The organism is Bradyrhizobium australiense, from assembly GCF_013114825.1.
Lineage (GTDB): Bacteria > Pseudomonadota > Alphaproteobacteria > Rhizobiales > Xanthobacteraceae > Bradyrhizobium > Bradyrhizobium australiense.
Genome location: NZ_JAAVLX010000004.1, coordinates 202,780 through 221,602, shown reverse-complemented (window position 1 = coordinate 221,602; position 18,823 = coordinate 202,780). Strand labels below are relative to the sequence as shown.

At 62.8% G+C, this 18,823-nt stretch carries 11 protein-coding genes; 7 read left to right on the top strand and 4 right to left on the bottom strand.

The features are described from left to right. Positions 1 to 5 precede the first annotated feature (5 nt). The 5 genes from HCN58_RS13050 to HCN58_RS13030 all read left to right on the top strand — a co-directional run bounded on the left by HCN58_RS13050 (position 6) and on the right by HCN58_RS13030 (position 8,334). Positions 6 to 2,510, top strand: a complete 2,505-nt coding sequence (locus HCN58_RS13050; RefSeq protein WP_171579777.1) for a penicillin-binding protein 1A — start codon at positions 6 to 8, stop codon at positions 2,508 to 2,510. A 217-nt stretch (positions 2,511 to 2,727) separates the two neighbouring features. Further along, positions 2,728 to 5,214: a penicillin-binding protein 1A gene (locus HCN58_RS13045; RefSeq protein ID WP_171580361.1), complete on the top strand. Its 2,487-nt coding sequence runs from the start codon at positions 2,728 to 2,730 to the stop codon at positions 5,212 to 5,214. 125 nt (positions 5,215 to 5,339) lie between these two features. Continuing rightward, a protein-coding gene (gene prfB / locus HCN58_RS13040; RefSeq protein WP_156438336.1) for a peptide chain release factor 2 occupies positions 5,340 to 6,471 on the top strand; the annotation gives its coding sequence in 2 pieces (ribosomal slippage) (positions 5,340 to 5,408 and positions 5,410 to 6,471; 1,131 coding nt in all). A gap of 3 nt (positions 6,472 to 6,474) precedes the next feature. Further along, a complete protein-coding gene (locus HCN58_RS13035) occupies positions 6,475 to 7,347 on the top strand; it encodes an NAD(P)-dependent oxidoreductase (RefSeq protein ID WP_171579776.1) in 873 nt (290 codons plus the stop codon). 81 nt (positions 7,348 to 7,428) lie between these two features. After that, complete coding sequence (locus tag HCN58_RS13030; RefSeq protein ID WP_171579775.1) at positions 7,429 to 8,334, top strand: DMT family transporter; 906 nt, start codon at positions 7,429 to 7,431, stop codon at positions 8,332 to 8,334. Between the two features lies 1 nt (position 8,335). Here the strand turns inward: HCN58_RS13030 and HCN58_RS13025 are convergent, their stop codons facing one another. Continuing rightward, positions 8,336 to 10,399 (bottom strand): carbamoyltransferase C-terminal domain-containing protein, encoded by a 2,064-nt coding sequence (locus HCN58_RS13025; RefSeq protein WP_171579774.1) that lies wholly within the window; start codon positions 10,397 to 10,399, stop codon positions 8,336 to 8,338. A gap of 264 nt (positions 10,400 to 10,663) precedes the next feature. Between HCN58_RS13025 and HCN58_RS13020 the strand changes: the two genes are divergently transcribed. Next, positions 10,664 to 11,887 (top strand): ABC transporter substrate-binding protein, encoded by a 1,224-nt coding sequence (locus tag HCN58_RS13020; RefSeq protein ID WP_171579773.1) that lies wholly within the window; start codon positions 10,664 to 10,666, stop codon positions 11,885 to 11,887. Between the two features lie 151 nt (positions 11,888 to 12,038). Here the strand turns inward: HCN58_RS13020 and HCN58_RS13015 are convergent, their stop codons facing one another. The 3 genes from HCN58_RS13015 to HCN58_RS13005 all read right to left on the bottom strand — a co-directional run bounded on the left by HCN58_RS13015 (position 12,039) and on the right by HCN58_RS13005 (position 14,928). After that, positions 12,039 to 12,488 carry an SRPBCC family protein gene (locus HCN58_RS13015; RefSeq protein WP_171579772.1) on the bottom strand — a complete coding sequence of 150 codons (450 nt, stop codon included), beginning with the start codon at positions 12,486 to 12,488 and terminating at the stop codon, positions 12,039 to 12,041. A gap of 235 nt (positions 12,489 to 12,723) precedes the next feature. After that, the gene (locus tag HCN58_RS13010) at positions 12,724 to 14,067 is read right to left on the bottom strand and encodes a M23 family metallopeptidase (protein WP_171579771.1); all 1,344 of its coding nucleotides are present in this window, start codon (positions 14,065 to 14,067) and stop codon (positions 12,724 to 12,726) included. A gap of 99 nt (positions 14,068 to 14,166) precedes the next feature. Further along, complete coding sequence (locus HCN58_RS13005) at positions 14,167 to 14,928, bottom strand: peroxiredoxin (RefSeq protein WP_171580360.1); 762 nt, start codon at positions 14,926 to 14,928, stop codon at positions 14,167 to 14,169. 216 nt (positions 14,929 to 15,144) lie between these two features. Between HCN58_RS13005 and HCN58_RS13000 the strand changes: the two genes are divergently transcribed. Further along, complete coding sequence (locus HCN58_RS13000; RefSeq protein WP_171579770.1) at positions 15,145 to 18,813, top strand: YhdP family protein; 3,669 nt, start codon at positions 15,145 to 15,147, stop codon at positions 18,811 to 18,813. Positions 18,814 to 18,823: the final 10 nt, after the last annotated feature.

Below are 18,823 nucleotides of genomic sequence, written 5' to 3'. Positions count from 1 at the left end.
CGATAATGCGCTTGCTGGTCCGGTTTTTGGGTTTCCTGTTTGCCGCCGGCACCGTGGTGTTCCTGGTCGGCGTGGCCGGAGTCGCGGGCGCGATCTGGCATTTCTCCAAGGACTTGCCCGACTATTCGCAGCTTCAGGATTACGAGCCGCCAGTGATGACGCGCGTGCACGCGTCTGACGGCGCGCTGCTCGGCGAATATTCCAAGGAGCGCCGGCTCTATCTGCCGATCCAGGCGGTGCCAAAACTCGTGATCAACGCCTTCCTCGCGGCAGAGGACAAGAACTTCTACGAGCACGGCGGCATCGACTTCACCGGCATGGCGCGCGCAGCCGTGCTCTATGCGCAGAACTTCGGCTCCAACAGGCGTCCGCAGGGTGCATCGACGATCACTCAGCAGGTCGCGAAGAACTTCCTCCTGACCAACGAGGTCTCCTTCACCCGCAAGATCAAGGAAGCCTTGCTGGCGATGCGCATCGAGCGCGCCTATTCCAAGGACCGCATCCTCGAGCTCTATCTCAACGAAATCTATCTCGGTCTCGGCGCCTACGGCATCGCCGCGGCATCGCTGGTCTATTTCGACAAATCGGTGAACGAACTCACGATCGCGGAAGCCTCCTATCTGGCGGCGCTGCCGAAGGCGCCTGCAGCCCTGCATCCGGTGCGTAACCGCGATCGCGCCGTGGAGCGGCGCAATTACGTGGTCGATCGTCTGCTGGAAAACGGCTGGATCAAGCAGGCCGACGCCGACAAGGCCCGCAAGGAACAGCTCAACGTCACCAGCCGCGGTAACGGCGCGCATATCTTCGCCGGTGAATATTTTGCCGAGGAAGTCCGTCGCGATATTTTCGAGCGCTACGGCGAAAAGAAACTGTACGAAGGCGGCCTGTCGGTCCGCGCCACGCTCGACCCGAAAATGCAGGTGATGGCGCGCAAGACCATGGTCGCCGGTCTGGTCCGGTATGACGAGGCCCAGGGCTGGCGTGGGCCTGTGAGCAAGCTCGACATTTCGGGCGACTGGGGCGTTAAACTCGCCGACGTCAAGTCACTCGGCGACATATCGCCCTGGCGGATGGCCGTGGTGCTGGAAACATCCGACCAGTCGGCACGGATCGGTTTCCAGCCGGGCCGCGAACTCGGCGGCGCCGTCAGCAAGCAGCGGCAGACCGGCATCATCACGCTCGATGGCGTGCGCTGGGCGAAGGCTGCATCCGGGCCCGCCAAGGGCAGGACGCCGAGCTCCGTGGCACAGGTGCTGTCGCCGGGCGACGTGATCTATGCCGATCCGCTGTTCGACAAGGAAGGCAAGCCGGTCGAGGGCCAGTACCGGCTGCGCCAGTTGCCGGAAGTTTCCGGCGCGTTGGTCGCGATGGATCCGTGGACCGGCCGCGTGCTCGCGATGGTCGGCGGCTTCTCGTTCGACCAGAGCCAGTTCAACCGCGCGACCCAGGCCTACCGGCAGCCGGGCTCGTCGTTCAAACCGCTGGTCTATTCGGCGGCAATGGACAATGGCTATACGCCATCGACCGTCGTGGTCGACGCGCCCATTGAAATCGATCAGGGGCAAGGCGCTGGCGTGTGGCGACCGGAAAACTATTCGTCCGGCAAATACGGCGGACCGACCACGCTGCGTAATGCGCTTCGGCAATCGCTGAATACGGTGACGGTGCGGCTCGCGCAGGACATCGGCATGCCCTTGATCGGCGAATATGCGCGGCGGTTTGGCGTCTACGACGAACTGCCGAATTACCTGTCCTATGCGCTCGGCGCCGGCGAGACCACGGTCATGCGGATGGTGACGGCCTATTCGATGTTCGCCAATGGCGGCCGGCGCGTGAAGCCGACGCTGATCGACCGCATCCAGGACCGCTATGGCCACACCATCTTCAAGCATGACTCGCGCGAATGCCGCGGCTGCGACGCGTCCGGCGGCTGGAAAAACCAGGCCGAGCCGCAACTGGTGGACCGCCGTGAGCAGGTGCTGGACCCGATGACGGCCTACCAGATCACCTCGATGATGGAATATGTCGTGCAGGCCGGCACCGCGACGGTGGTCAAGGAAGTCGGCAAGCCGATCGCAGGCAAGACCGGCACCACCAATGATGAAAAGGACGCGTGGTTCATCGGCTTCTCGCCGGACCTCGTGGTCGGCATCTATGTCGGCTTCGACAAGCCGCGCAATCTCGGCCGCGGCATGACCGGCGGTCATCTCGCCGCGCCGATCGCCAAAGACTTCCTGAAGCTCGCGCTCGCCGACAAGCCGGCGATCCCGTTCAAGGTGCCTGCGGGCATCAAGCTGGTTCGCGTCGATGCCAAGAGCGGCATGCGCGCCGGTCCGGGCGAGGGCGGCCGCACCATCTTGGAAGCGTTCAAGCCGGGCACCGCGCCGCCGGATAATTACTCGGTCATCGGCGTAGCCGACATGGATGGCCGGGCGCCGCAGGGATATTCGCAAGGCTATCAGCCCGATGCGGGCAACATCATGCGGCCCGGCACCGGCGGACTTTACTAATCTGACAACCAGAACAATCTTAAGCTGCGTCTTGGATATCCGTTGATGTCGACCCGGCGGGTCCGAACGGTATTGCGGAAGAGCGAGATGCCCAATTTCGACCATTCGATCAGGGCATCAGAGAATCACATCAGACAGCGCGCCCTCGCCTAGAGGGTTTTCGCACCAGGACGAACGTCGGGAATTACGACGCAAGAGTTGGAATGGACCTTTGATCGTGCGCTTTCTGTTGCGGTTTTCCGGTTTCTTGTTCGCCGCCGGAAGCGTTGTGTTCCTGGTAGGCGTGGCTGGCGTCGCAGCCGCGATCTGGCATTTCTCGAGAGATCTGCCCGACTATTCGCAGCTTCAGGATTACGAGCCGCCCGTGATGACGCGCGTGCACGCGTCTGACGGCGCGCTGCTCGGCGAATATTCCAAGGAGCGCCGGCTCTATCTGCCGATTCAGGCGATGCCAAAACTCGTCACCAACGCCTTCCTCGCAGCGGAAGACAAGAACTTCTACGAGCACGGCGGCATCGACTTCACCGGCATGGCGCGCGCAGCCGTGCTGTATGCGCAGAATTTCGGCTCCAACAGGCGTCCGCAGGGCGCGTCGACGATCACCCAGCAGGTCGCGAAGAACTTCCTCCTGACCAACGAGGTCTCCTTCACCCGCAAGATCAAGGAAGCCTTGCTGGCGATGCGCATCGAGCGCGCCTATTCCAAGGACCGCATCCTCGAGCTCTATCTCAACGAAATCTATCTCGGTCTCGGCGCCTACGGCATCGCCGCGGCATCGCTGGTCTATTTCGACAAATCGGTGAACGAGCTAACGGTTGCGGAGGCTGCGTATCTTGCAGCGCTTCCGAAGGCACCGGGAACGCTGCATCCGGTGCGCAACCGCGACCGTTCAATCGAGCGGCGCAACTACGTGATCGACCGTCTGCTTGAAAACGGCTGGATCAAGCAGGCCGACGCCGACAAGGCCCGCAAGGAACCGCTGGTCGTGGCCAGCCGGTCCAACGCCGCGCACATCTTCGCCGGCGAATATTTCGCCGAGGAAGTCCGGCGCGACATCTTCGAGCGCTATGGCGAAAAGAAACTCTATGAAGGCGGCCTGTCGGTCCGCACCACGCTCGATCCGAAGCTGCAGGTGATGGCGCGCAAAACGATGGCCGCCGGTCTCGTGAACTTTGACGAGGCCCAGGGTTGGCGTGGGCCGGTGAGCAAGCTCGACATTTCCGGCGACTGGGGCGTGAAACTCGCCGACGTCAGGTCGCTCGGTGACATCTCGCCCTGGCGAATGGCCGTGGTGCTGGAAACATCCGACCAGTCGGCGCGGATCGGTTTCCAGCCCGGGCGCGAACTGGGGGGCGCCATCTCCAAGGACCGGCAAACCGGCCTCATCACACTGGACGGTGTAAAATGGGCGAGAGCGGCCTCCGGTTCGGCGCGCGGCAAGACTCAGGCCTCGGTCTCGCAAATTTTGTCGCCGGGTGACGTGATCTACGCCGATCCGCTGATCAAGGACGGCAACCCGGTCGAAGGCCAGTACCGTTTGCGGCAATTGCCTGAAGTGTCCGGCGCCATGGTCGCGATGGATCCGTGGACCGGCCGCGTGCTCGCGATGGTGGGCGGCTTCTCGTTCGACCAAAGCCAGTTCAATCGCGCGACCCAGGCTTATCGACAGCCGGGATCGACATTCAAGCCGCTGGTCTATTCGGCGGCGATGGACAATGGCTACACCCCGTCGACCATCATGATCGACGGGCCGATCGAAATCGATCAGGGGCAGGGTGCTGGCGTGTGGCGGCCGGAGAACTTTTCGGTGGGCAGTTACCGTGGCCCGATTACCTTGCGTGAAGCCCTCAAATGGTCGGTCAACACCGTGACGGTGCGGTTGGCGCAGGATGTCGGGATGCCCTTGATCGGCGAATATGCCAAACGCTTCGGCGTCTACGATGAATTGCCAAACTATCTTTCCTATGCGCTCGGCGCCGGTGAAACCACTGTGATGCGGATGGTCACGGCCTATTCGATGTTCGCCAACGGCGGCCGGCGGGTGAAGCCGACCCTGATCGACCGCATCCAGGACCGCTACGGACGTACGATTTTCAAGCATGATGCGCGTGAGTGTCGCGGCTGCGACGCGCCCGGCGGCTGGAAAAATCAGCCTGAGCCGCAACTAGTGGATCGCCGCGAACTCGTGCTCGATCCGATGACGGCTTACCAGATCACCTCGATGATGGAAGGGGTCGTGCAGGGCGGCACAGCTGCGGTGCTGCGAGAGGTGGGCAAGCCGATCGCCGGCAAAACCGGCACCACCTCTGACGGAAAAGATGTCTGGTTCATCGGCTTTTCGCCGGATCTCGTCGTCGGTCTTTACCTTGGCTATGACAAGCCCCGCAGTCTGGGCAGAGCCGCGCAAGGCGGCCATACCGCCGCTCCGATCGTCAGAGATTTCATGAAGCTCGCGCTCGCTGACAAGCCGGCGACCCCGTTCAAGATTCCCCCCGGAATCAGGCTGGTGCGCGTCGATGCCAAGAGCGGGATGCGACCCAACCCGGGCGAGGGCGGCCGCACCATCCTGGAAGCGTTCAAGCCGGGCACCGCGCCGCCAGATAATTACGCCGTCGTCGGCGTGGCCGACGATGGACGGGTGCCGCTGCAGCCGGGAATCCCGCCTGACGCGACCAATGTCATGCGTCCCGGCGGGCTCTATTAGCCCGCAGATATCAACAAAACCCGAGTTCATCGGCCTGAGCCGATTGCGCTTTGCGGCGTACGCCGCTACATCCGGCCCGTTGAACATCGATCCAGTAGCGGTTCCATCCGCGGACAGAAGAGACCATGCGCGCCGAAGTCGAACGCCTCGTAGAAGAGATCAAGCAGTCAGTCGGGCTGCTGAGGAGGCATCTTTGACGTCGAGAAATCGACGGCACGACTGGCCGAGCTGAACAAGCTCGCCGAAGACCCCAATCTCTGGAACGATCCCCAGAAGGCCCAGAAGCTGATGCAGGAGCGCACCTCGCTGGTGGATGCGCTCGAGGGCATCGGCAAGGTCGAGCGCGAGCTCGACGACAATGTCGAGATGATCGCGCTTGGCGAAGCGGAGAACGACGAAGGCGTGGTCGTCGAGGCCGAGAACGCGCTGAAGGCCCTGAAGAAGGAGGTCGCGCGCCGCGAGCTGGAGGCGCTGCTGTCGGGCGAGGCCGACCGCTTCGATTCCTATCTCGAAGTGCACGCCGGCGCCGGCGGCACCGAAAGCCAGGACTGGGCCGCGATGCTCTTGCGCATGTATACGCGCTGGGCAGAGAACCACGGTTTCAAGATCGAATATCTGGAAGAAACGCTTGGCGAAGAGGCCGGCCTCAAATCCGCCACCATCCAGATCAGCGGGCACAATGCCTATGGCTGGCTGAAGACCGAAGCCGGCGTGCACCGCCTGGTGCGGATCTCGCCGTTCGATTCCAACGCGCGCCGGCACACCTCGTTTTCGTCTGTGGCGATTTTTCCCGTCGTCGACGACAGCATTAAGATCGACATCAAGGAATCCGACGTGCGCACCGACACCATGCGCTCGGGCGGCGCCGGCGGCCAGCACGTCAACAAGACCGAATCCGCGGTGCGCCTGACGCATATTCCAACCGGCGTCGCCGTGGTCTGCCAGGCCGGCCGCTCGCAGCACAAGAACCGCGCGCAAGCCTGGGACATGCTGCGCGCGCGGCTCTACGAAATCGAATTGAAGAAGCGCGAGGAGCAGGCCGCCGCCGATCAGGCCGCCAAGACCGATATCGGCTGGGGCCACCAGATCCGCTCCTACGTGCTGCAGCCCTACCAGATGGTGAAAGACCTGCGCACCGGCGTGCAGACGTCGGACACATCAGGTGTGCTCGACGGCGATCTCGACGAGTTCATGGCGGCAACGCTGGCGCAGCGCGCGTTCGGCACCGCGCCCGGCCAGGTCGAGGATGTGGACTAGCGGATGACAAAGATCGGCTTCATCGGGCTTGGCCGCATGGGCCATGGAATGGCCGGCCGCTATCTCGATGCCGGCTTCACGGTTTCTGTTTGGAATCGCAGCAAGGCAAAAGCGGAAGACTTGACCGCACGCGGCGCGCGCTGGGCTGCGTCTCCGGCCGACGCTGCTGATGGCGCTGATGCCGTCGTCACCATGGTCGCCGACGATGAAGCGTCGCGCGCCGTCTGGCTCGGGAAGGATGGTGCCGCTGCAAGGATGAAAGCGGGCAGTCTTGCAATCGAATGTTCGACCGTATCGCACCAGCATGCGCTCGATATGGCGCGCGAACTGCGCGGCCGCGGGTTGGTCTATATCGACTGCCCCGTCACCGGCCTGCCGCAAGCGGCGGCTGCCGGAAAGCTGACTTTGCTCGTCGGCGCTGAACCTGCCGATCTCAATCGGTCAAAACCCTATCTCGCGCCGATCGGCGACGTCATCAGGCATTTCGGCGCCGTCGGCACGGGCACCGTCTACAAGCTGATCAACAATCTGATGGGCGCGGTGCAGATCGCGAGCCTCGCCGAAGGCATCGCGATGGCCGAGCAGGCCGGGCTCGACATGAATCTGGTGGTGGAAGCGATGGCGACGGGTGCGGTAGCGAGCCCGCAGGTGATCCGCCATTCAAAGCGCATGGTGGCGCGCGATTTCTCCGGCGCTTCGTTTACGTCCGCTCTCCGTCACAAGGATGCGGTCTACGCCGTGAAGCTGGCCGAAAGCCTGTTGGCCGGCGCTCCGCTGCTTGGACGCGCCGCGGTCGAGGCCTATGCCCAGGCGAAGGCTGAGATGCCCGACGATGATGAAGGCAGGATGATTGAGATGGTCTCGCGGCCGAAATAGCCGTTGCCGATCGTGTCCGGAAATCGGGTGGCACAGTCCAGCGTGGCTGAATAGAGCGGTTTGCCCCGAGATTGAGCCGCCATGACCGCCAATAACGCTTCCATCGACGCCCGCGATTGGTCGCTGCTGTGCTTGCTTTCGATTCTGTGGGGCGGGTCGTTCTTCTTCAATGGCGTGGTGCTGAAGGAATTGCCGCCGTTCACGGTGGTGTTCCTGCGCGTGGCGCTTGCGGCGGTCATGCTGCTGCCGCCGTTATGGCTCTACCGCATCCGTTTCCCGGATGGCCTGTCCGGCTGGCGACCGTTTTTCGCGATCGGGCTTCTCAACAACGTTATGCCCTTCTCGCTGATCGTGGTCGGGCAGACCTATATCCCGGGTGGGCTGGCCTCGATCCTGAACGCCACGACGCCGTTGTTCACGGTGATCGTGATGGCATTCGCCGGCGAGGAAGAGCTGTCCGCACGGCGGATCGCAGGCGTCATCGTGGGCTTGATCGGCGTGGTCATTCTTCACGGCGATGGTCTTGGTTTGGAGAGCGGGCAGGGCGTCGGCATCCTGCTCTGTCTGGCGGCGGCCTTCAGTTACGGACTGTCGGCGCTGCTGGCGCGACGTCTGCTGTCAGACTCCCCGCCGCTCGGCACCGCGACGTTTCAGATGCTGGCCTCGGCCGCGATGATGACCGTCGTCGCCGGGCTGGTCGAGCGTCCCTGGGAGTTGGCGATGCCGGGCATCACGACATGGCTCGCCGTGATCGGCCTTGCCGTCTTGTCGACCGCGCTCGCCTACATCGTGTTCTTTCAGATCCTGCGGCGGTCCGGCGCGACCAATGTCATGCTGGTGACGCTGCTGATCCCCGTCACCGCGATCCTGCTGGGCTATCTGGTGCTGGGCGAGAAAATCTCACCGCGTGAAATCGCAGGCGCGCTTGTGATCGGCAGTGCACTGCTCGTGATTGACGGTCGCGTGCTGCGGTACTTTCAGCGCTGAGTTAGCTGCGTTTGGATTTCCATTCAGCCAGCCAGCCGATAAACCTTCCGCTGTCGCGCTCGCCGCCGTGCCAGGCCGCGGTGACTGTGCCGTCGCCGGCCACCAGCACTACGACATCGAGCCCCTTGGAGCGGCGCAGCGTATCGATTGCCTGCTGCGGAGTCTGCGCAATCGGACCCGCGACATTGAAGGAGGTGTTGACGGACAGCTCGACACCGATGTGGCGGCCGAGCGCCTTCAGGTAGGCATAGGTGAGGGGATCGTCACCGGCGCGCACGATCTGGATGCGGCCGGTGCCGTCGGCGTGGATGACGGCCGGGATCTTTTCGCGGGCATGCGGCTTCGAATGCGCCGTCAGCACCATGTAATTGTAGACGTTGTAATCGGCATCCGCAGCGCCGGGCAGCAGTTCGAAATATTCGCGTGCTGCTTCCAGCGTCGCCATCGGCGCCAGCGGCCGAATGGCCTCGCGGTATTTGACACGCGCGTTGAGCAGTTCGCGCACCGCCGGGTCGCAGGGGTTGGCGAGGATCGAGCGATGGCCGAGCGCACGCGGACCGGTCTCAGCCGCCCCCTGATAGAGTGCAAGCACGCCGTTTTGGGCGACCATGAACGCCATCAGATCGGCGATCGCGTCACAGCCTTCAGGAGTCGAGATATCGCCGATCCGTTGCGAGGCAATGTCGTCGACCTCCACCGCGTGGACGATGTCGTGTTGCGACGCCGGCGTGCCGCAATAGAAGGCGTGCGTCATCGGCGCGCCGCGCGGCGCGCCGGCCAGCTGCGCGAACAGCCAGGCGGCGCCGATGGTAACGCCGGGATCACCGGGGACCGGCGGCACCCACAGACGCAGGCGCGCGTTGCGCTGCTGCGCGCTCGCGAACCACGCTTCGTTGAAATGTTCGAGCAGCCGCATATTGCCGACCGCGTTCAGCGCGACGCCGCCGGTCAGCACCAGCCGGTTGGCACCGGTCGTGCGCAACACATGGTCGACGACGTGGATCATGGCATCCTCGAACACCAGTTGCGTCGCGGCTGCCTTGTCGAGACGGTCTCTGGTATCTGGACGGTGGTGGATGTCCTCGACGCGCAGCACCGCATCCGGATTCCAGAGCTGGTCCGGCCTGAGCGGATCGCCGAGTATCTCCGTCAGCGCCTGCTTGTAAGGATGATCGAAGGGGTCGCAATACCAGTTGGCCAGCGCCCGATTGAGCCTGATATCGCCGTTCGCCCCAAAATGCAGAATGTCGCGCAGCCGCGCGTAATAAGGATTGCTGGCGCGGTTCATGTCGCCCCAGGCGGCAGCGCCCATGTAGCGGCCCTCGCTGGACAGCCAGGTCCAGCCGCCCTGCGTCGACGAGATCACGCTGTAGAACGCGCCGAGTGAATCGAACATGCTGTCGTTGCAGTAGAGCCGGCGCATCGCGCCGTTCTCGACCACATAGAACGAGATCGAGCCTTGATCGCCGGTGCCGTCGAGCACCGCAATCGCGGTCGGCTCGCCGTCGTCGGCGAACGGCGAGGCGGCGTAGGAAAACCAGGCATGGTTGTCGTGATGCGGCAGGCAGATCAGCGGCACGCGCTCGGCAAGCCCGAGCTGGCGGGCAAGGACCTTTGGCGTTCGCGTCATCTGGTCGAGCCGGCGGCCGTCGAAGCCGGCGGCCTCGGTGGTGCGCACCAGTTTTATGCTCTGCGGCAACTCCTCGAGCACCGAGCGCGCCAGCGTGCCGGCGAGCGTCGGGTAATCCCAGCTCGTGAGCCAGGCATCGATATCGCCGATGTCGCGGCCCATGCCGCGCAGCGTCGCCACCGCCGCGTCGATCGACAGCTTCGGATATTCAGTGGTGTGCTTGTTACCGGAAAAGCGCTCTTCCTCGTTGTTGACGATCAGCCGCGGCCCGTGCGTCTGCGTCACCTCGACCAGTGCGACGCCTGAATTATGCGTGCCCGGTGCGCCGAGGCCCGCGAGATAGACCGTTTCGCCCCGCGCGAGCTTGTCGCGCACATGCGCGATCCGCGCATGTGCGAATTCAGAGCCGAGCTGGTGGAATCCCGCAGCACCCATGGTTTTCGCCGCGAGCCATCGCGCGAAGCGGAATCCGCCGGCCGCGAGCCTGGGATGCCGCGGACCAATTCGTGTGTTCTGTTTCAACCCTGTCCAACCTCTGCGCCTTGCAAGCGCGTCAAGTAATGGCCACCCGCATCAATCACAATTGGCGCCAGGCAACAATGCTGTTTCGTCATACGGAATAAGCACATGCTTGCAAGCGTTGATGCGACTTGCGAGACTTGCCCGCAACAAAGACTGAAAAAAATATGGGAGAAAACGATGCCGGTTCGCATGCAGAACCTTATTGCCCTGACAGCGTTGGCTGTCGCCGCAACGGTCGCCACCACGGCCCATGCGCAGAAGAGATACGATCCCGGCGCCAGCGATACCGAAATCAAGATCGGCAACATCATGCCTTATAGCGGCCCGGCGTCGGCCTACGGCACGATCGGCAAGGCGCAGGCGGCCTATTTCAACAAGATTAACGCCGAGGGCGGGATCAACGGCCGCAAGATCAATTTCGTCAGCTATGACGACGCCTTCAGTCCGCCGAAGGCGGTCGAACAGGCGCGCAAGCTGGTCGAAAGCGACGAGGTGCTTTTGATCTTCCAGCCGCTTGGCACGCAGTCGAACTCCGCCATCCAGAAATACATGAATGCCAAGAAGGTCCCGCAGCTCTTCGTCGCCACCGGCGCAACCAAATGGGGCGACCCGCAGAATTTTCCGTGGACCATGGGCTGGCAACCGAACTACCAGAGCGAGGGCCGCATCTACGCCGCCTACATCCTGCAGAATTTCCCGAACGGCAAGATCGCGGCGCTCTGGCAGAATGACGATGCCGGCAAGGACCAGATGAAGGGATTGCGCGATGGCCTTGGCGACAAGGCCAATATGATCATCGCCGACAAGTCCTACGAGGTCTCCGATCCCACCATCGACTCGCAGATCGTCGCGCTGAAGGATTCCGGCGCCGACATCATGATGACCTGGGCGGCGCCGAAGGGCGCGGCGCAGGCGATCCGCAAGGTCGCGGAGCTCGGCTGGAAGCCGGTCTATTTCCTCGGCAATGTATCGACCTCGGTCGCGGCAGTCCTCAAGCCGGCCGGCCTTGATAATGCGAAAGGCATTATTTCAACGGCCTATCTGAAGGATCCGACCGATCCGTTGTGGAAGGACGATCCGGGCATCAAGACCTGGCTCGCCTTCATGGACAAATATTTCCCTGACGGAGACAAGACCAACGCCAACAATATCTACGGCTATGCGACGGCGCAGACCATGGTTCAGGTGCTGAAGCAATGCGGCGACAATCTCACCCGCGAGAACGTCATGAAACAGGCCGCGAACCTGAAAGATTTCACCAGCGACGTGCTACTGCCCGGCATCAAGATCAACACGGCGGCCAACGACTTCTTTCCGATCGAACAGATGCAGTTGATGAAGTTCAACGGCGAGGCGTGGGAGGTGTTCGGCGACATCATCACCGGCGAGGTTGGGCATTAGTTTTACTGCGTCATAGCCCAAACCCCGGGGGCCTGTCATCGGTCCGCGCTACGCGCGGACCCGTTGGCGCTCCTCACCATGAGGGGCTTAGGACGCGGTAAAGATGATGAAGTAAGCCTGAACCAGGCGTGGTGCCTCTCCTCGACCGTCACTATCCCGGAACATCCGGCTCCACGAGTAACGCGAGCTGGGCGAGCGACTGTTGCCAGCCGAGATAGCAGGCTTCGACCGGAATCACCGTCGGCAAGTTTGTCTGCTCGATGTTGATCTCGGTTCCGACTGAAACCGCTTTCAGGGTCACGGTGACCTCGATAACGCCAGGCAAATTGGGGTCGTCAAAACGATCAGTGTAGCGGATACGCTCGTTGGGAACGATCTCCAGATATTCTCCCCCGAACGAATGTCCCGTGTTCGTGGTGAAATTCGTGAACGACATCCTGAACGTGCCGCCAACTTTCGCTTCTAAATGATGGGCCTTGCAGGTGAAGCCGTAGGGCGGCAGCCACTTGGCCATGGCATCCGCATCGAGGAAGGCGCGAAAAACCTTCTCGGGCTTAGTGGCGAGGACACGATGCAAACGAACGGTATTGCCTTGGGACATGGCGTTATTTTCTCCATTGCTGAGCGGAGTATATCGCAGGATTTGCTTGGGTTAGCTCAGTCTCTGCCACAAGGACGCCTGACCTCGATGCGAGCCGACACGGCGCCGAAAAAAATTTCACCGCCGCGGGCGCGACGGTTCCGTTTTCAGTTGGCGGTAGAACGGGCGAGGGTGGAATTAAGGAAGTATTGCCGCGCGATCAACAAGCGAGCACACCAGTTCTGACGGCGCGATGCTAACCTGAGCTCAGCCTCACGCCCGCGCGCAGGAATTTCTGCGGGTCAACAGCATCGCCGTCGATCCGCGTTTCATAGTGCAGATGCGGACCCGTGGAGCGGCCGGTCGAGCCGACCGCGCCGATCACCTGGCCGATCTTGACGACGTCGCCGATCCGGACGTGAATTTCCGACAGATGGCCATAACGAGTCGACAGCCCGTTGCCGTGGTCGACCTCGACCATGCGGCCATAGCCGCCCATCCACCCCGACGATACGACCTTGCCGTTCGCGGTGACGCGCACCGGATCGCCGGTGGCGGCACGGAAATCGAGACCGGTGTGCATGGCGGGGCGACCGAGGAAGGGATCGCTGCGAACGCCGAAACCCGAGGTGAATTCGACCTCGCCGACGACAGGCTTGCGATAGGGCACCAGGGAAAGAGTCGCATTCAGGCGCTGCATCTGGGCGCGGGTGAGATTGATGCGGTAGAGTTGACGTTCGAACGCACCGGCGTCCGCCGGCAGCTTCACCGGCACGAACGGGCCACCGATGGCCGAGCGGGGTATTGCGGCTTCGAGCTGCGCCATATTGAGTCCGAGATCAGTGAACACGCCGCGCATGCGGCGCAGGCGCGATTCCATGCTGTCCTCGACCGAGCTCAAGGCCGCCATCTGCCGCCGCTCGACCGTATCCAGCGAGGTCTGCAGGCGGACCAGGACATTATCGATACCCTGAACTTTGGCGAACTGATTTGACTGCGGCTTGGCGACGACGGGCGCGCGCGATTCCAGCCGAGCCTCGCGATCCGGCGGCGCGACGAAGATCACGGTGTCGCTGATCGGGGAGGGTTTTAGGGTTCCGGAAGCGGGCGTCTCGCCGCGCGCCGGAGGCCGAATCGAACCGGTCGCCGCGGTATCCGGAATCGCGCCAAGCGCGGTGGCGCGCGATTCGAGCGCGGTCTGGCGGCGCATGATCTGGTCGAGCTTTTGGTCGAACTGTTCCTGATCGAGCAACTGACGGCTGGTCGTGCGATCGACCTTGGTGCGCAGCTCCGCGATGCGATCTTCATAGGCGTATTGCATCTCGGCCTGCCGGGCGATCAGCCGGGTCAGGACGTCGTCGCGAAACGCGAAATAAGTGGCAGTCGCCGCCGACCAGATGCCAAGCAGTACGATCGTGCCGACGACGATCCAGAACACGACCGGGCCGAGCCTGACCTGCTTGCCGGCATGGACGATGGTGTAGCCGTTACCGTCGAGCGCTGCGGCTTTTGCCGGATGGGGTGCCGGACGGCGGGGCGGCGTCCGTCCATGATCGTGGGGATGGTGGTGATCGGAATAATGACCGGAACGGTACGACATCGGCACTCCCGCGCCGGTCGGAAATCAGCTCCGTTCGGCTCAATTTGCCTGCCGATTTGACCCGTTCATGGTTAATTTTTGGGAAATGGAACCTGCCGATCATATGCCGCGGACGGCGGCCAGCACCTCGTCGGCATGGCCATCGACCCGCACATTGCGCCAGGTTTTGGCGATCCGCCCATCGCTGCCGATCAGAACCGTCGTTCGAATGATCCCCATGAAGGTCCTGCCATACATCGATTTTTCGCCCCAGGCGCCATAGGCCTCGAGCATTTCATGTTGCTCATCCGAGATCAGAGGAACCGAAAGCTGGTGCTTGTTCCGGAAGGATTCCTGGGCCTTTACGGTATCGGCCGAGATCCCGAGCACCACCGCTCCGGCATCACTAAACGCGCTGCTGAGCCGCGTGAAGTCGATCGCTTCCCGGGTGCAACCGGGCGTATCGGCGCGGGGGTAGAAAAACAGCACCAGTTTCTTGCCTGCATAGTCCGCCAACGAGACACTGCCGCCGCCATCGCGCGGCAGGTTGAAGGCGGGCGCCATTGCGCCTTCGACAAGGCCGGTTCCGGCAACCGGCTTGGGCGTCTCAGATAGCTTGGATTTTATTAACTGTTTCGATGTCGGCTTGTGCGAGGCTTTGGCTGAAGCGGTCTTAGCCTTCTTAGCCGGTTTCCCGGCGGCTGCCTTGGTGGCGGTTTTGGCGGCCTTGCTGGCTGGCTTGGCGGCAGGCTTTTTGGCCGGGGCCGGCGCGGCGCGGCGGGCGGTCTTGCTGGCTGTCTTGGCCGCGGCCGGCTTTGCGGCGGAAGTCTTGCGGTTCTTGGAGGATGGCATGGAGGATTTCTTGCGCGTTTTCTTGGACATACGCCTTCCTTTCGTCGCTTTCCGCAGATCAACCATTGGGGTATTGCGGGTTTCGCCTTTGATCGTCGGATTCGCTCCGGCTGCTGGGCAAGTTTGATGACCCCGGAGTATGGTTACAAGGAATTCGACGCTACCCCCGTCCGCTCGTCGATGGGACCGCCCAATCAATCCTTGGGCCCGACCACGAGTAACAGTATTAATCGAGGATTGGCAGCGATGCCGACACAGGAGCGCTCGATATCGATCGAAGAGCGTGCCCTTGGCGGCGATCAACCTCAGCGCCGGCACCGAGAGGCAATGGCTAGGAATACTTCGCCCAAGGGGTCGAATCCGCGTGCCGAGGCCCAGCAATGGGATGACGCGCCGGGCTGGGAGCAAGAGGAGGCCGCCGGCTACCGCGCGCGGCGCCTGTTATCGCGTTCCAATTCCAGATTTCGCCGTGTCGGTGACAAGTTCTCAGCGTTGCAGCAATGGATAACCGGCGAGCGCTGGGTCAAACGCGTGGCGATCGTGATTGCCGTGCTGGCGGTGATCTTCACCGGTTGTTTCGGCGGTCTATGGTGGCGGCTCGGCGCCGGGCCCATCAATCTCGACGTCGCGACACCGTGGCTGGCGGCCGCGATTGAAGACAATATCGGCCATGGCAATACGGTCGAGGTCGGCGGTACGCAGATCGAGCGGGCCGGACGGATTCGAATCGCGGTGCGCATCCGCGACATCGTGGTCCGCGACCGTGACCAGGTCGTCGTCGCCACCGCGCCGAAGGCCGAGGTGAAACTGTCAGGCACAGCGCTCCTGCTGGGACGGCTGCGCGCCGAAAGTCTCAATCTGGTCGATGCCGAACTCGCGGTTCGAATCACGCCGGACGGCCAGGTGACGGTGTCTGCCGGCGACACCGCCAAGCCGCTGGCAACCGGCGTTGCCTCCAAGCGCGATGCCGGCATGATTCCGACATTCCCCCGCCAGCCGGCCGCAGCACCGCAAGGTGCTGGTGCGACGGCCCCCGATACCGCCCAGAACGGATTGCTGGCCGGCCTCGACTGGCTCGACAGTCTCAGCCTGACCGGCCTCGATGGGCAGAACCTGAACGAGATCGGCCTCAAGAACGGCAATCTCATCGTCGACGATCAGCAGCGCGGCAACAAATGGGCGTTCGAGAATATCAGCCTCAGCATGCGCCGGCCGAGCAGCGGCGGGGTTGCGGTGAGCCTTGGCGAGGAAGGCGCGCGTCCCTGGTCGCTCAAGGTCGTGGTCGGACCGCAGCAGAACGGCGTGCGCTCGGTCGATCTTCGTGCCGACAAGGTGCCCGCCGCCAACATCCTGCTGGCAATGCGGGTCAAGGACCTGACCTACAGTGCCGAGCTGCCGCTTTCCGGCGAGTTGAAAGGCGAACTGGGCCGCGACGGCCTGCCGACCTATTTCCGCGGCAAGATCATCGCCGGCGCCGGAAACCTCATCGACAGCGACACGCCCGACTATCCGATGCCGATCGATTCGGCGGAGATGAGTGTCGAATGGGATGCCGGACGGCGCGTGCTGGTCGCGCCGTTCAAGATCATTTCCGGCGCGAATCGGATCACGCTGCTCGGCCATCTCGAACCGCCGAACGGCGCCACCACCGAATGGCAGGCCGGCCTTAGCGGCGGCACGATCCTTTTGGCCGGCACCGACAACGAGCCGCCGCTGATCTTCAACCGGATCGCGATCGGAATGAAGTTCGATACCGACCGCAAGCGTGTGCTGCTCACCCAGGCCGATATCAGCAACGGCGAGATCGGCGTCGCGGGCACCGGCAGTATTGATTATTCGGGTGACGCGCGTCTCCAGCTTGGTTTTGCAGGTACGCCGATGTCGGCATCCGCGCTGAAACGGATGTGGCCGATCCTGATCGTGCCCGAAGTGCGCGAATGGGTGATCGAGCGGATCGAGCGCGGCACGCTCCAGCGCATCGAGGTCGGCGTCAATTCGCCGGTGCGCAATCTGTCACGCAAGGGACCGCCGATTCCGGACGATGGTCTGGCCGTCAACATCGTGGCCTCGGGAGTCACCGCGCGTCCGGTCGATGACATGCCAGCGGTCCGTGATGCGGATTTGAAAGCGCGGGTTACCGGGCGAACGGCAACGGTGACGATCGGGCAGGGCATTGCCGATACCCCCGCTGGCCGCAAGATCAACATTTCCGATTTCACCTTCGAGGTGCCGGACATGGCGCCGAAGCCGTCACCGTCGCGGGTGAAGTTCAGGGTGGATTGTCCGGTGCCGGCCGCGGCCGAGATTCTGGCCTCCGATCGCATCAGCGATCTCTCCGGCACGCTGGTTGATCCGAACACGAGCAAGGGAAACGTTGCCGCCACCATCACGCTCGGCATGCCGGTCAAGGGCTCGATGACGAAGGCCGATACCACCTACACGGTGATTGCCGATCTGGCTGGGTTTGCTGCCGACAAGCTCGTGATGAACCAGAAACTGGAATCCAACACGCTCAAGGTGCTCGCCAACAACGCGGGCTACCAAGTTAAGGGCGACGTCAAGATCAACGGCCAGCCGGCCTCGCTGGACTATCGCAAGCCGAGCGAGGGCGACGCCGATATCAGGCTGCAGGCGACACTGGATGATGCTAGCCGCGCGCGGCTCGGGCTCGATCTCGGACCTGCCGTGAGCGGCTCCATCCCGATCAAGGTGATCGGCAAGATCGGCGACAACGACAGCCGCGTCGGCATCGAGGCCGATCTGACCTCGCTGCGTCTCGACAACATCCTGCCGGGCTGGGTCAAGGTGCCGGGCAAGTCGGGCAAGGCGACATTCAATGTCGTGAAGAAGGAGCAATCAACGCTGTTCCAGGACATTGTGGTCGAAGGCGGCGGCGTTTCGATCAAGGGATCGCTCGAAGTCGACCAGAACGGCGACCTGTTGAACGCGAACTTTCCAACCTACGCGCCGTCGGACGGCGACAAGACGACGTTGAAGGCCGAGCGCGGCGCCGACGGCATCGTGAAGGTGACGATGCGCGGCGACGTGTTCGATGGCCGCGGCTTCCTCAAATCGGCGATCTCGGGCAAGGAGGCCGACCCCAAGAGCAAGACAAGGAACATCGACTTCGATGTCGACCTCAAGCTGGGCGCGGTCGCGGGCTTCAACGGCGAGGCATTGCGTAGCGTCGATAGCAAGTTCTCCCGCCGCAACGGCATCGTGAGAAACTTTACGCTCTCCGGCAAGATTGGTCGCGACACGCCGGTGATGGCCGATTTGCGCGGCCGCGCACAGGGTCAGGGCCGCGACATCATTGTGCTGCAGACCAATGACGCTGGCGCATTCTTCCGCTTCACGGACATGTATTCAAAGGTAATCGGCGGTCAGCTTGAACTCTTCCTGGAGCCACCGACGGTTGAGCCCAGCGCCAAAGAGGGCCTGATCAACGTCCGCCAATTCTCCATCAAAGGTGAGGCCTCGCTCGACCGTGTGGCCGCAGGTGGTTCTACAGGCACTCAAAGCGGCGTTTCCTTTACCGCATTGCGAGCCGAGTTCACCCGGCATAGCGGACAGCTCACGATCCGCGATGGCGTCGTGAAAGGACCGATGGTCGGCGCGACCATCGAAGGCAGCATCGATACCGTCGCCAATCAGGTTCGCATGAGCGGCACCTTCGTTCCGATGTATGGATTGAACAACATGTTCGGCCAGATTCCCGTGCTCGGCCTGTTCCTCGGTGGCGGCAGTAATGAGGGCCTTATCGGCGTGACCTACGAGGTGGTCGGCACGCCGGGCCAGCCCGTGCTGCGCGTTAATCCGATTTCGGCAGTGATGCCCGGCGTGCTGCGAAAGATCTTCGAATTCAATACCGGCAAGCAGAACAACAACCCGATCGAACTGCCGCCGAATAATTAGCCAGACACCG

What these genes read in the sequence shown, in the direction of transcription:
- HCN58_RS13050 (WP_171579777.1), top strand. Translation starts at nt 6, where the DNA reads ATGCGCTTGCTGGTCCGGTTTTTGGGTTTCCTGTTTGCCGCCGGCACC.
- HCN58_RS13035 (WP_171579776.1), top strand. Translation starts at nt 6,475, where the DNA reads ATGACAAAGATCGGCTTCATCGGGCTTGGCCGCATGGGCCATGGAATG.
- HCN58_RS13030 (WP_171579775.1), top strand. Translation starts at nt 7,429, where the DNA reads ATGACCGCCAATAACGCTTCCATCGACGCCCGCGATTGGTCGCTGCTG.
- HCN58_RS13025 (WP_171579774.1), bottom strand. Translation starts at nt 10,399, where the DNA reads ATGGGTGCTGCGGGATTCCACCAGCTCGGCTCTGAATTCGCACATGCG.
- HCN58_RS13020 (WP_171579773.1), top strand. Translation starts at nt 10,664, where the DNA reads ATGCCGGTTCGCATGCAGAACCTTATTGCCCTGACAGCGTTGGCTGTC.
- HCN58_RS13015 (WP_171579772.1), bottom strand. Translation starts at nt 12,488, where the DNA reads ATGTCCCAAGGCAATACCGTTCGTTTGCATCGTGTCCTCGCCACTAAG.
- HCN58_RS13010 (WP_171579771.1), bottom strand. Translation starts at nt 14,067, where the DNA reads ATGTCGTACCGTTCCGGTCATTATTCCGATCACCACCATCCCCACGAT.
- HCN58_RS13005 (WP_171580360.1), bottom strand. Translation starts at nt 14,928, where the DNA reads ATGTCCAAGAAAACGCGCAAGAAATCCTCCATGCCATCCTCCAAGAAC.
- HCN58_RS13000 (WP_171579770.1), top strand. Translation starts at nt 15,145, where the DNA reads ATGCCGACACAGGAGCGCTCGATATCGATCGAAGAGCGTGCCCTTGGC.